Source organism: Aminobacter sp. SR38 (genome assembly GCF_014843375.1).
Classification (GTDB): domain Bacteria; phylum Pseudomonadota; class Alphaproteobacteria; order Rhizobiales; family Rhizobiaceae; genus Aminobacter; species Aminobacter ciceronei.
In genome coordinates, this window is record NZ_CP062112.1 from 963,278 (window position 1) to 976,484 (window position 13,207).

Annotated in this window: 9 protein-coding genes; all 9 read right to left on the reverse strand. The window is 64.5% G+C overall.

Going from position 1 to position 13,207, the window contains the following annotated elements:
- Positions 1-88: 88 nt before the first annotated feature.
- Entirely contained in the window at positions 89-4,675 is a 4,587-nt protein-coding gene (locus tag IG197_RS04740) for a hypothetical protein (RefSeq protein WP_192317299.1), read from the reverse strand.
- The gene (locus IG197_RS04745) at positions 4,662-7,322 is read right to left on the reverse strand and encodes a phage tail tip lysozyme (RefSeq protein WP_246765303.1); all 2,661 of its coding nucleotides are present in this window, start codon (positions 7,320-7,322) and stop codon (positions 4,662-4,664) included. Before IG197_RS04745 ends, IG197_RS04740 begins: the two co-directional genes overlap by 14 nt.
- 7 nt (positions 7,323-7,329) lie before the next feature.
- Positions 7,330-7,839, reverse strand: coding sequence for a hypothetical protein (locus IG197_RS04750; RefSeq protein WP_246765304.1), 510 nt, complete (start codon positions 7,837-7,839; stop codon positions 7,330-7,332).
- On the reverse strand, positions 7,827-8,192 hold the full coding sequence (locus tag IG197_RS04755; RefSeq protein WP_192317303.1) for a hypothetical protein: 366 nt from the start codon (positions 8,190-8,192) through the stop codon (positions 7,827-7,829). The genes IG197_RS04750 and IG197_RS04755 overlap by 13 nt, the downstream gene beginning before the upstream one ends.
- The gene (locus IG197_RS04760; RefSeq protein ID WP_192317305.1) at positions 8,185-10,857 is read right to left on the reverse strand and encodes a hypothetical protein; all 2,673 of its coding nucleotides are present in this window, start codon (positions 10,855-10,857) and stop codon (positions 8,185-8,187) included. The genes IG197_RS04755 and IG197_RS04760 overlap by 8 nt, the downstream gene beginning before the upstream one ends.
- On the reverse strand, positions 10,857-11,522 hold the full coding sequence (locus tag IG197_RS04765) for a hypothetical protein (RefSeq protein WP_192317307.1): 666 nt from the start codon (positions 11,520-11,522) through the stop codon (positions 10,857-10,859). The genes IG197_RS04760 and IG197_RS04765 overlap by 1 nt, the downstream gene beginning before the upstream one ends.
- 7 nt (positions 11,523-11,529) lie before the next feature.
- Positions 11,530-11,964, reverse strand: coding sequence for a hypothetical protein (locus tag IG197_RS04770; RefSeq protein WP_067963532.1), 435 nt, complete (start codon positions 11,962-11,964; stop codon positions 11,530-11,532).
- 71 nt (positions 11,965-12,035) lie between these two features.
- Positions 12,036-12,344 carry a hypothetical protein gene (locus tag IG197_RS04775; RefSeq protein WP_192317309.1) on the reverse strand — a complete coding sequence of 103 codons (309 nt, stop codon included), beginning with the start codon at positions 12,342-12,344 and terminating at the stop codon, positions 12,036-12,038.
- Between the two features lie 12 nt (positions 12,345-12,356).
- A complete protein-coding gene (locus tag IG197_RS04780; RefSeq protein WP_192317311.1) occupies positions 12,357-13,190 on the reverse strand; it encodes a phage capsid protein in 834 nt (277 codons plus the stop codon).
- Positions 13,191-13,207: the final 17 nt, after the last annotated feature.

Consider the following 13,207-nt stretch of genomic DNA (forward strand, 5'->3'; position numbering starts at 1 on the left):
TTTCCCTCGACAGTGTCCTTCCACAGTCCAGCCCCGACATATGTCGAGATGAGTTGCAGCCAGTTGCCGTCCCCTGGAAAGCGCCACCCTATGCGGCCAGGGAGGTGAGCTCAGGTTCGACACCTCTGAAATCGTCCGGCAGTCCGAAGCCACCCTCGATGAGCCAGCGCCAATAGGGCAGCGTCAGGAACGGCGCCATTCTGGAGCGGCGGTCAACATCACCAGGCAACATGGCGAGATCACCTGATGAGGCGTGAGCGGGAATGCCGAGCAACTGTGCCGCGTCCGTTCCAATTCGGAATGAAGGGCCGAGCCGAGAACCGTAGGCGTCCCGATCGGCGACGCGCGCGGCGGGCCGACCTGCGTAGGCTCTCGGATCGGGCAACTGCCCGCCTGCCGAGGCGAGTGCGTAGAAGCCGTGGGCGCCCAGCTTTTCCCAGGCGTTGTTGATCTCCATGCCGACCGACATGATGCCGGAGCGGTCCAGCCCCGCGGCAATCCATGTTTCGGAATCCTCCGCAAGCTCGCTGCCCGATTCCATGGCCTCGAGCCAGTAGACCAGCATGCCCAGAGCAGACATGCCCAGCGTGCCCGAGACGAACGAGCCCGGACCGTCCTGCAGGCCGTGCATCGATGCACGCTGATTGGCGGCCAGCGCGAAGCTCGTGAATTGTTGCAAGGCCCTGCCCTCCGGCGTGTGCGCGAACAGCGGCACATCCGCCAGGCTCTCGGTGACCACCGTGGTGTCGACGTCCTTGTTGACGGCGGCAGTGAAGGCGCGGCGCGCTTCGTCATCGGTCCAGCGCCCGATCAGCGGAATGTGGACAGTGTCTTCGATCTGTCCGAACAGTGAGTACTGGGCTGCAATTCTTAAGGCCATATCCTCGTCGATACCGACGAATTCCATGTATTTGCGGTCGGCCGCAGAAAGGCCCGCATAGCCCCGGATTCCCGGCTGTGTTACACTTTTTCCAAACAAGGAATCCGATATGCGCCCCACCAATTTAGTGAATTGGGATAACCGCCCAGCAGTCATCGGTGAAGCCGGAGCATTCGCCATGCTCAAGCCCAACTCCCCTTGGGTTCCGGTGGACTTCATGGATGTCTGGGAAACCGCCGACGTGCTCTCCGAAGAGGCCTGGCGCGAACGCTTCAAGAGCTTCGGCGAACTGAACCCGCCGATGTTCTCGCTCGACCAGGTCTCGCCTGCAGCAGCCCGCGCCGCCGAATAGAGCTTCTCGGCCTCCTTCTCCAGCTTGAGGAATTCCTCGGACGTGGGATCAAGATCTCGCGCGAGATTGTACAGCTCTTCCCCGCGTCCGAACTTCGCGTCACGCAGGTTCGATTCCCATAGCTGGACCTCACCCACCGTTCCATCGTCAAAGCGCAGGATGACCTTGCGGTCGAAGTAGCCGTTGGTCTTTTTCTTCCAGCCTTCGTCCAGAACGTCGTATCGCTCCGCCAGCTTCGCAACCACTTCGTCGGCCCGGGCAGGTGTCTCGACCACGAAACCGGCCCGGACCACATCCGTCAGGTGGGACGCGTCGTCATATCCCTTGCGCGCAATCTTGACTGCCGCTTTCTCCTTGTCCTTGAATCCAGAATTTACGAAGGTCGAGCCGGTTGCCTCGGCGACTTCGCTTCCCGCGGCGACGAGTTCGGCCTGCCGTTTGCCGACCACCGCATAGAGCTCATCAAGCGATACAGTCGGCTGCTCAAAGAAATCGCCAATGACCAGCTCCCGGGCCGGCAGGGAAGCGCCATCGCTCGCCGCCAGCACGTTCTTCAAGATGCGGTTCTGGACCAGCGCTGAAGAAACGTGCGTGTTCATGTCGGTCAGGAACGGCAGCAGCGTCATTCTGGAGAAGGTGGTGCCCATGTTGTCGATCAGCTGCTCGAAGGGCGGAATCATCGCATGAGGATCGGTCAGCCCGGCCATGGCGGCGATACGCGAGCGCAACAGGTGTTTCACCACCGCGCAAAGGCGCCTGGCATCGGCGGCCGCGAACTTGATCGCGCCGAGATTGGTGACCAGCGGCGCGATACCTTCGTTCATGTACCGGCCCAGCCCGTGCACCATCGCCGGCCGCACGGCATCTCCCAGCGACGAAACCAGCATGCCGGCGAGCCGGCGCATGACCTCGAACAGCCCCGCCGTCCGTAAGACGCGGGCGAAGTCGGTGTGCCGGCTGTCGAGCCCGGACTGCCCGCGCAGACGATCGCGCATGGCGGTGACGTCCGCGATGTCGCTGCTTTCCCGGCGGGTCAGGTCCTGGAGTGCCTTGGCCTTGGCTGCTTCGTCCATGTCGGATGCCTGAACCTGTTCACGCAGCTGCCGGTAATCGTCTTCCAGCCGGCTCAGCTGGCTCTGAAGCGTCGGCTTGCCCGGCCCGCCAAGGCGCCTGTCCAGGCGCGCCAGTTGGACGTCGGCCGCAACGACGCGGGCAAAGCGCCGGCCGATCAATTCGACATCGTGTTCAAGAAACTCCTCGATGAGATCCAAATCGATGTCGAAGGGGCGTCCCTTCAGCAGCCCGTGCGTCGACATCACCATGTCATAGAACGGCATGCCCTGGTTTGCCCGACTGGTGACCTGGGAAAAGATGTCGTCGACAACGCCGTTCACATAGTCCGCCCGCTCCCCCGGCGACCGAAACCGGTGGCTATTCGGCTCGGCCTCCGGCGCCAACTGGTCGAGCGCGTCGGGTTTCACGCCCTTGATGCGGGCGGGCTTGCCCATCTTGTCAGCCTCGCGCTCGAGGCGCGCAAGCTGTTGGTCAACCCACTGCCTCACAATGGTCTTGAAGCGGACTTCGCCGGCTTTCAGCCGCGGGGCGTTGCCGAAGCGGGCCAGAAACAAAATAGCGCCCTGGTCGCTCACGCCAGCCGGCAGCAGCCCTGCCTTGATTGCCAGCAGCTTCAGTGGATTAAATACCGCTTTGCGCCAGGCAACGCCGGCTTTTCTCACCGCTTCGTTTTCGCTGACCAGGCGCCTGTCCTTGCCGACGGCGATTTTGAACTCTTCCCAGCCCATGTTGAAGCCGCGGGCCTTGCGCGCTTCGTCATAGATGGAGCGCATTCTGGTCAGGGCCTTGGCGACCCCGGCGCGCCCCCAGAATTTCACTTCACTTTCGACGGCAATCTCACCCTCGCCGCGCGCAGTGTTGTCGAAATGGGAGCCGGTATCGACCAGGTCGGCCATGAGCGAGCCATGAACGGCAGACGGACTGTCCAGGGCGCGCCGCAGCGGCCCGAGATGATCGCTGGCCGGGCCAGCCGTCCCGGCCTCCGCGGCGTTGTCGGCATCTTTGATGTTGCCGTCCGCAGCGACGCCCGCGCTCTGTGCTTCGGCAATGCCCGCCCTGAAGTCAGCCGGAGCCGCGCCGCCGTCGTCGGCCGCGGCCAATACACGGTCGACCGTGGCCAGCGACTTTTCGCCGGCAGCGTCGTCGACGTCTTTGATGTTTCCGTCCGCTGCAGCTTCCGCGACCTGTTTTTCGGCGACGCCGGGCCTGAATTCGGCCGGCGCCGCGCCACTGTCATCGGCCTCCGCCAAAACACTGTCGACCGTGGCCAGCGGCTTTTCGCCCACAGCGTTGTCGACGCCTTTGATGTTGCCGTTCGCAGCAGTGCCCGCGAGCTGTTCTTCGGCAATGCCCGCCCTGAAGTCTGCCGGCACAGCCCCGCTGTCATCGGCCTCCGCCAAAACACGGTCGACCGTGGCCAGCGGCTTTTCGCCCACAGCGCTGTCGCCGCCTTTGATGTTGCCGTCCGCAGCAGTGCCCGCGACCTGTTTTTCGGCGACGCCGGGCCTGAATTCAGCCGGCACAGCCCCGCTGTCGTCGGCCTCGGCCAATACACGGCCGACCGTGGCCAGCGGCTTGGCGCGCGCGGCGTTGTCGGAGTCTTTGATACCGCCGTTCGCAGCAGTGCCCGCAACCTGTTCTTCGGCAAGACCCGCCCTGACTTCAGCCAGCACAGCCCCGCTGTCGTCGGCCTCGAACAAAACACGGTCGACAGTGGCCAGGGCCGCCTTGCGTTGAGCTGCCGAAAACAATGCGCCGACACCCCCACCAAGGAACGCGCCGAGAACCGCACCGCCACCGATGGCAAGGATGCTTTCTTCGAGAGGCCGCGTCTGCTGTGTGGCCTGCAATGCCGTTTCAGACACGGTAGCCCCGAGCGCACCGGCAAAGCCGGTCGAGAGCGCTGTGCGGGCGATGGTGCCGCCAACGCTCGCCCCACGCACCAGCGCCCCGCCCGGGAGGAGCGATGGCCAGTCGAACGCCTGAGCGCCGAATTGTGCAAATGTCGCGGTCCACCCGCCAGCTTCGAGAATACGGTCGTCTTCCCGCTCCATGTCGATCTGGCTTTTCATGGCCGCGTGCGCGCGCCAGTTGCGCAGCGTTGTGAAGCGTTCCCAATGCGGTTCGTAAGCCGTGCCGCGAATGTCGTTCCAGGCAGCTTCGCCGGTATAGCTCGCTTCGGGCGTCGTCCGATCGATGCCGGCCAGCTTGTTGTTGGCTGCCGAGCCGAACGTATTGCCATCTCGCCACGCTGCCCCGATCACCGTCGCCGTGTCGGGATCAAACTCCGGCTCGTCCATCTGCGTGTAGTCGAGCGCGCGGAAGGCGCCCAGCACAGGACGCTCATCGGGATACTCAATCTGCGGCATCGTCGCTCCACATGGCGTCGTTCATCGCATGGCCGAAGGTGACTGGCAGTTTCTCAGGATCGAAGGTTGGCTTTGCCGGAGTCTCAAGCGGTCGCTTTCGGATTGTTTCGGACTGGGATCGGCCAAGCTCGCGGGCAGCTTCGGCCGCGCGTGCCTTCATCCAGTCGGGGCCGACGGTTGCCTCGAGCGCACTCATCGCTGCAGCATCGCCGGCGCGTACAGCGTCACTCGCCGCATCCTGGCGCGCGCGCTCGGCCATGGAGAGCTTGCCGAGCTTGTCGCTGTATTGCTTGAACGTCGCGGCATCGACCCCCCATGGCGGGCCGAAGACCTCGCTGAACTGCGTCTGGCCGCCTGAGGTGTATTGGTAGAACAGGCGATAGCGTGGGGGGCGCTTTGCCTCGATGTCGGCGCGGGTCTTGTCGGACGCCAGGATCGCGACGTTCTCGACCTTCCGGCCGAGCTTGGCGGCGTAGTCGCTGGCGGTCTTCATGGCATCTTCGCGCAGATAGTCGAGGCTGCCGCCGATCGCCGGATAGTGCAACTCGGGCGGCATCCGCATCAAATTCGGAGAGCCCGAAACGTTGCTGACGTTCCACCGGCGCTTGAGGTCGGTGAGCGCCGCGGCCTTCGCCGCAGCGGCATCGCCGCCATACTCGTAGAACTTTTCTTCAGCTATCTCGCGATATTCGGCCAGCAGACCGTTGGCCTGTTGCGGGACGATGCCGGCGCCGGGCGCCGACGCCAGCCAGCCCGGGTCAAAGGAACTCGTCACATCAGTGACCCTCAGCTTGCCAGTGAACTTGGCCGCCTCGGTCTTCAGCACGTCGCGGCTGGCCCTCACCAACGGATCGGACGCGGCGAGAATGCGGGTCGCTGCCTCTTCACTGCCGAGGCCGAGATCGACGACCATGTGGCGGAAGACGCCGAGCTTTTCGCGCGCCTGTGCACCACCTTCGAACGCGCCGAAGGAGACGGGCGCAAGAGGTTCGAGCGTATCGGCCTTCGACATGGCCGCCGCGAACGTCGCCGGATCGGTCGACGCCACACCCTTGCGAATATCGGCCTGCACGCTCTTCGGGATGTAGCCGGTGCGCGCGACAAACTCTGATGTGATTGCCTTTTGCTGGACTGCATCTTCGGCTGCGGCGAAGAGCTTGTCATAGGTCTTGTCGGCAATCCTGGTCTGGTCGCTGTCGAAGCTGTCGACGTCGACCTTGCCGCCGGCCAGGGCGCCGATCATCGCATTGACGCCGCCGCTTTCCTGCTGCGCGATGCGAAGGGTCGTCACGAGGTCGGCCTTGTCGCTGCTTTCGAGCGTCGTATCGGCCAGGATCACGCTTTCCCGAACTGTGTCCGGCTCGGTGGCAATCAGGTCATTATAGCGATGCTTCGACGTCGCACGCTGCTGCGTGACCTGCTGGCTGTGTTCCGTCTCGCCCCATGACGCCAATTGGTCCCGGCGGTCATACGGAATCTTGTCGAGGTCGGCGTCTTCAGCCTGCGGGTTCTCGCCTGCGATACGAAGCGCGTTGTCACGCCGCCCCGTCCAATTGTGCGCGCCCCGCGCATTGCTGGCAGACCATCCCGCCGGTCGCTCGTAACCGGTGAAGGCTGCAGCGGCGTCTTCTGCGTTCGTCGACCTCGCGAGATTTTCGCCTGCCGCGCGCTCGCTCGTGCGCAACTCGTGATCAATGAAATCGATCTGGATATCGAAGTCGTGCCAGTCAGTGCCTTGCGATGCAGCGAACGCCTTGAGCGCCTGCGCGCGCTTTCCGTTCCATTGGGCAATGCCAATGCTGTCCGAGCCGTCGCTTCCGTCGCCAGCGTTGCGGGCCTGTGTATTCAGGCTGACGCCGGACTCCGCTTGCAGGTTGCCGACGATGCCTGCCGCCTGGTGCGGCGCCCAACCTTTCGCAATCAGGCGCTGATAGGCTTGCCCGACACGCCCGCCAACCGGAGCGCGCATCTGAGATACTGCAGCAGCCGGATCCTGCTGGAACGTCCAGCGCCACTTGCTTTCGGCAGCGTCGGCTTCCCACTGCTGCCGGCGCGCCGCCTTCCACGGCTCGGGCATGTCAGTCGAATTGATCGCCTCCAGCCCCGCGCGCTTGAGCTGCACAAAATCGGCGGCATTGTTCTTTATCTGCGCGCGGTAGCTGTCGAGATTCCTGTTGGTGGTGCGGTCGTAGTACGCACCCTTAGCCTGCCGCTCGTAGTCGTCAGCCTTCTCATAGAGCGAATTGCCACGCGACAGGATATTGTTCAGGTATCCCGTCTGCGCATCCCCGGTCAGGCCCTCGAAATTGGCCTTGGCGAAGTCGTTGGCGCGCTGCTGGTGGCCTTCCATGAACTGGCGGGTGAAGCCGATGCCGCTTTCCGAGCTGTCCTCGCGCGCCTTGAGGAAACGCTGTTCCTCATCGGCGAGAAATCGCGTCAGGCTGGTCGAGACAGCGTTGGAACGGTCGTTGGCGACGTCGATCTTTTCGCGCTCGGCAAGCTCTTGCAGGCTGTAGCTCGCCTGCACGACCACCTGGCCAGCGTCGGCAAGGGCAGCCCCCACCATCGGCGTCGGCCCGGCATTGGCGATGCGGCCCGAACGCGGATCGGCGTAAGCGACGTCGCGTGCTGTGGGAATGGTCACCATGCGCTGTTCACCGAGGGCCATAGGGGAGAGCGACCGAGGTCGGGCTCTCTGTCTTCTTGTTGCTTTCGCCGAAGCGGCTGAACAAAGACGACATGCCCGAAAACAGCGAACCCGCCGCGCGGATGCGTGCTGCCCGCATGGCGCTTTCGGCGTTGTAGCCGGCGACCTTGGCGGCGTCGTTGTAGCCGCGCGCCTGCTGCTCGCCCTTGTAGATGTCGGTGTCCGCGGCGAGCCGCACCCGCTCCGACGTGTCGTCCATGATGTCGATGACCGAGGGATCGGTCATGTTGCCGCCCGAGCCGGCAATGGCCGCCTGCTGCTGCGACAGAAGCTGCCGGCCTTCGCGATAGCGGGCCATCGCGTCGCGCTGGCTTGCCGCCGCAGCCTCGTCGGCCTGCTGGGCAGCAACCTTCTGTTCGTACTGGAAGCGGGCCTTCTGTTCGCGGCCCTCCTGTATCGTCCCGGCAACCGACATGATCGTGCCGATTGCCCCGAGCACCGGTGTCAGGAAACCCATTGCCACACCACCTTTCCGTCTGAAATTTCGTCTGTCGGCCTGAAGCCCAATTTCAGCATCAGCGCTTCGGCGCGCGGGATCGCGGTGTCGCAGGTCGCCTTGATTACGCGGGCGCCGCTTGCCTTCACCTCCGCCAGCACCTGAAGGATGTGGCGGAAGATGAAGGGCCGGCGCATGGCCGCCGGCACCTCGAGAAAGGCCATCCACTCGCCCTCACCCGTCTCGATGACGCAGCCGAAACCGGCGAGCAGGCGACGGCGCCACAGCGCGCGGCCGACCCACCGGCTTGTTACCTGCACGCCGCCATAGAAGCGGGCGAAGTCGATGTCGTCGGCGGGCCTGATGTCAGCCATTGGTCTTCACATCCATCACCAGCGAGCCGGCGGTGAACGGATAGGGCGAGCGATGTTCGAGGCAGAGCCGGCTGTCGGTGTCCCAGTCGCTGGAAATCGACATCATGTCGGCGTCGAAGCTGGTGAACAGCCTGTTTGCCGCGATCGGCTTGTCGCCCTTGGTCACCGTCAGCCGGTGCAGGCTGTCGAAGGTGTTGCCGACGCGCAGGCCGTCCAGCATGGTGTCGACCAGATACATGCCGAGCTGCGACACGCGTTTCTTGCGGAACAGTGCGGTGCCGTTGGCAGCGCCATAAGCCAGCTTGGTCGACTGCCAGCGCCCGACATAAGGCAGGCCGATCACCACCGCCCGGCCGGCCGGCTGCGGCGGCAGCACCACCTGCCCCGCGGCAACGGGATAGAGGTTGTCCTGGTCATTCAGGGCCGCACCGTCGAGCCAGACGGTGACGCCCTTGCCGTTGAGATGCGGCACGGCAAATGTCGTCTGCCCGACTGTCGTGACGAAGCGCCTGAAACCGTCGGCCAGGCAGTTCACCTTGCCGCCGCGGCAGTCCTTCAGGTCGGCCAGCCTTTCCAGGCGTTGCGTGCCGTTGCGGAGCACGGCGAAATAGACATTGTCCTGGCCCTTGCCGCGACAGGCGATGACCTGCTTGAACGCACCGTCGGTGACGACGCGCGACCAGGCGACGACCTTCTCCGAGGGACGATAGGTCAGCGCGCGGGCCTCGCCGTTTTCGAGGATGAACCACACCACCGTGTCGGGCTGGCGCTGCACGGCCATGCTGACGATGGGCGAGCCGCCGCAGACCTCCTCATGCATCGCCATCAGGTCCATGGCGCTGTAATCGAGCGTGCCTTGCTCGGCGATCAGCGCAAAGACCCTGAGGCCGCTGCTCTGTACGAAGATGCCGTCCTTGTCGCATTTGACCGCGCGCAGGTCGTAGCTGCCTTGCGTCGAGCCATCGACGGGAAACCAGCTCGACGCCGTCAGCGGCTCGTCGAAGCTCGACGACTTGATCGAGATCTCGGAATTGTCGGTGCCGGCGATGAGCCGCTGCAGGCCGAGCAGCCAGAGGATGCCCCTGTCGGTGCTGGCGCCGATCGAGCGGTAGATCGGCGCGCTGTCGCCCTCGACATTGTCGTTGAAGCTGTGGAAGGCATCGGGCACCGAGCCATGCACGAAGTCGCCCTTGCCCCAGTAGAGCCGGCCGCCGAAGGCCTCGATGCCCCACGGCCAGCCGTCGAAGTCCGACCAGGTCGAAAAGTCCCATTCGAAGGTCGGGCTCAGCGAATAGAAGCGGCTCAACACCTCGACGTTGGCAACGGTGGCGCTGCCATAGGCAGTCATGCGGGCGATGCCGACCTGGCTGCCGCCGGTGTAGACGAGCGCGGTGTCGATGGTGCCGCTGGTGAAGGTGACGGCGACGAAACGGAAGAACTTGACGACGTTGTTGTCGGGGTCGCGGTAGTTGGTCGGCCCGGTGTTGGCCGCATAGGTGCTCACCGTGCTCCAGGCGCCGGGATTGCCGCTGCCGTCGTCGGTTGCGACCTCGAGCCGGACCGAACCCGCCCAGGTGCCGGAGACCTGGAAGCTGAAATCGCGCGCCGCATTGACGCCGGAGACACGGATCGAGGCGCCGTTCGCCGGGGCGGCGGTGAAACTCTCCTGCACGGTCTGGCCGGACTGGAACAGGCGGAACAGGCGGCCGACCATGCTCGCTTCGAACAGCGGCCGGCTCGCCGTCAGCGTGCCGTTGCCGGTGTAGACGGAAGGCGTCAGCGCCACCGTGCCGTCGGCTGACACAAAGGGGCCGTCGTCGACCTTGTAGCGCTGGATGCCCCAGCTGGTGTCGCCGCGGCGCTGGATCTCGCGCTGCTGGAACTGGCGCGAGGCGAGATAAAGCACGTCGATATTCTGCTTGTGCCGGGGGGCGGCGAGATCGGCCGTCGTCCATGGCGTCGAAATGACAAGCGTTCCCGGCGCATCGATCTGGCAGCGGGCGACCAGCGCCTGGCGCGCCTTGTCGGTGTAGATCTCGAGATGGATGCTTGTGCTGTTGGGCGTGAAGGCGATCGAATGGTCGCCGTCGTCGAGGATCGACAGCGGCAGGATGTCGCTGGCGCCGGCGGACGAGCCGATATGCACCCAGACCGGGCCGCGGACGATTTCGACACGCAGGCCGTGTTCCTTGCCCTGGTCGCCGGCTGCCACCGATATCGTCTGGCGCGCCGCCGCCCTGCCCTGGGTGGTGCCGGTCAGCACCAGATTGCCGCCCGCGACATTTGCCGAGGCGCCGACGGCGCTGGCATTGGTCCAGCCGGTGAAGGAATTGAAGTCGCCATTGGTAATCGTGGTCGAGACGGCGACGCGCGAGACGAAGGCATTGTCCTTCAAAACCCGCATCTCGTTGTTCGACAGGATCGGCACCAGCATCGAGGCATTCGAGCCGGCGAAAGAATATTCGAGCAGCCGGACATCACCGAGATCGATGTCGGCAATGTGCTCGAGGCCGGGCCGCAGCGTCATCGAGCCGACGACACGCGGCAAGATGTTCGAGCTCAGCGCCGAGGCGAACTGCATGCGCTCGAGGTCGAGGCGCGACAGCGCTTCCTCGCCGATCTCGCCGCCATTGACCGAATAGACCGGGGCTGAAACGCGCGGCATCAGACCTCCCCCTCGCCAAAGCTGATCTGGCCGCCGACGAGTGTCGCGCCGCCGTCATGACGGCCGCCGACACCACTGCTGCGCCGGGCGCGCAGCCAGCTGCCCGGCACTATCAGCTTGTTGTTTTCGTTGCGGGCATCGATGTTCTTGGCCTGCACCAGGGCACGCTCCATGCGCTGGCGCAGCTTTTCCTCCAGCGTATCGCCCGAGGTCAGCTTGCCGCAGGTGTCGAAGGCGAGCTTGAGGGCGACGTAACGCCAGAACATCGTCGGCCAGGTCACGACCTTGTCGTCGGCGGCGTTCACATCGCTGATGAAGCGCAGATAAAGCGCCGGCGTCTGGGCATGCAGGCGGCCGCCCTCATCGGCATAGTCGTGGAAGGGGGTGAAGTCTGATGTGTCCGAGACAACAAGCGTGCGCAGCCAGCCCGCGGGATAATCGAAGGCATGGGCCCAGCCCAGGGCCGGCGTCGCCGCGCCATTGGGCGACAAGGCAATGGAGGCCTTGGCAAAGTTCCAGTCACCCGAATTGAAGGCTTCCTCGACAGCACCGCCCCAGGCGTTGGCGAAGACATAGGTGGCTTCGACATCGTCGGTGAGGGTTGTGATGGCGGCCTTTTCCAGGTGAACCAGCGCCTGCTTCCAGATCTCGAGCTTTGTCGCCATGGCACAGTCAGCCCTTCATCTGCTGGACATACCGGTCGGCGGCTTTTTCAGCCGCGTCCCTGGTGTCGAAACCGGTCTGGATGACGTTGCCGCCATGCAGGAAACGCCATTTGTGGTGCGGGCCGCCGAAGCTGACCTCGGCCGGGCTGACCTCGGTGGCGGTCGCCCTGGGGGCGCTGTCCTCGTCGAACAGCCTGATGACGCGGACAACCGCCGTGGTCTTGGTGACGGCGAGCACACGCAGCGTGCAGTCGAGGCCGAAATCATCCGAAACGATGTCGATGGTCATGCCGCGCCGGAACACCGTGAGGTGGTTGGCAAAGAATTCGGGGTGGGTGACGTCGGCGAGCGTGGTGTCCGACGGCACTGTCGCTGCATAACGGCCGATGGCGTAGTCGGCCTGGGCGAAGCGATGCCCGGCAAGCTTGGTGACTTCAGTCATTTTTTTCACCTGGGATCAAAGGGAAATGAAAGGGAAAGGGAGGCCCGCAGGCCTCCCCCAGTCGCTTCGAGTCAGTCGGTGTCGGTCGCGGTGATGGCGAGGCCGTCGGTCAGGTCGATGCCGCGACCGTCGCTGCCGGTCTTCTCGTCGATCACCCAGCAATGGTGGATCGCCGTCACCGGGCCGGCCAGCGTGGTCGTGCGCGTGCGCACGATGACGATGTCACCCTGGCGGGCGCCCCTGGCGTGGCCGTCGCCGACATAGTTGGAGGTGTTGACCGTCGCGATGGCGTCGACCGAATCCAGCAGCCACGTCTTCATGGTGCTGGCGCCGGAAAGACCATCGGTCAGGAGCTTGAAGCCGTTCGTTTCATAAGCCATTTCCAAGCCTCCTCAGGAGAACGCAGCGGTGTCGTCGGTGACGACCTTGATCACGCCGGCCTGCTGCAGGATGGTGCTGCCGTCGTAGATCGTGGCACGGTCGTAGGAATAGTCGTCCTCGCCGTTGAAGCCGGCATCGACCTTCACGTCGCCGGCGATGGCGTGACCCACGGCCGGCTTGGCGAAGATGAAGTTGGACGCGGTCGCCGTGCCCATGCCCGGCAGGCCGGTGTGCATGATGTGCTTGGCGCCGAGCCAGAGCTTCGGCCGGTCGAGCGTCAGGCCGACGAGCGGCTTGGCGTCGATATAGTCGGCCGACTTGAACTCCTGGAAGGTGAGCAGGCGGGCCCAGGCTTTCGGCGTCCACAGGCAGGTGATCTCGTTGCCGGCCATGACGTCGAGCTCGAACAGGTCGGACAAGGCGTCGACCGTCTTGCCGTAGGTCAGGGTCTGGGCCGCACCGCCGGCATAGGCGTTGGTGGCGGTCGACAGCGCCTCGATGATGGTCATGTCGATTTCGCGCGAGGCGGTCAGCGCACTGGCGTTCTGCATCGCTTCACGCAGGTTGGCAGCCGCGGTGAACACGTCGAAGCCGGGACGGGTTTCCTTGGTGTGCTTTTCTTCCAGCGTGATCGTCGGCTGGCTGTCGGTGCGGTTGCGCGACGGGATGAGACCGTTCGTGCCGCGCCTGGTCATGCGGCCGGCCGCGCCCTGGAGCGCGAACGAGGCGGTCAGGCCGCTGATCATGAGTTCCTTGGTGACGCAGTCCTTGAGGTAGGTTTCGCCGCGCTGAAAGGCGACGACCCACTCATCCCGGTACTGGGTTTTCGTGATGGCATAAGGCATCTCGATATCCTTCGATG

Coding starts and splice junctions, on each gene's coding strand:
- IG197_RS04740 (WP_192317299.1), bottom strand. CDS start 4,675: ATGCCGCAGATTGAGTATCCCGATGAGCGTCCTGTGCTGGGCGCCTTC.
- IG197_RS04745 (WP_246765303.1), bottom strand. CDS start 7,322: ATGGTGACCATTCCCACAGCACGCGACGTCGCTTACGCCGATCCGCGT.
- IG197_RS04750 (WP_246765304.1), bottom strand. CDS start 7,839: ATGGGTTTCCTGACACCGGTGCTCGGGGCAATCGGCACGATCATGTCG.
- IG197_RS04755 (WP_192317303.1), bottom strand. CDS start 8,192: ATGGCTGACATCAGGCCCGCCGACGACATCGACTTCGCCCGCTTCTAT.
- IG197_RS04760 (WP_192317305.1), bottom strand. CDS start 10,857: ATGCCGCGCGTTTCAGCCCCGGTCTATTCGGTCAATGGCGGCGAGATC.
- IG197_RS04765 (WP_192317307.1), bottom strand. CDS start 11,522: ATGGCGACAAAGCTCGAGATCTGGAAGCAGGCGCTGGTTCACCTGGAA.
- IG197_RS04770 (WP_067963532.1), bottom strand. CDS start 11,964: ATGACTGAAGTCACCAAGCTTGCCGGGCATCGCTTCGCCCAGGCCGAC.
- IG197_RS04775 (WP_192317309.1), bottom strand. CDS start 12,344: ATGGCTTATGAAACGAACGGCTTCAAGCTCCTGACCGATGGTCTTTCC.
- IG197_RS04780 (WP_192317311.1), bottom strand. CDS start 13,190: ATGCCTTATGCCATCACGAAAACCCAGTACCGGGATGAGTGGGTCGTC.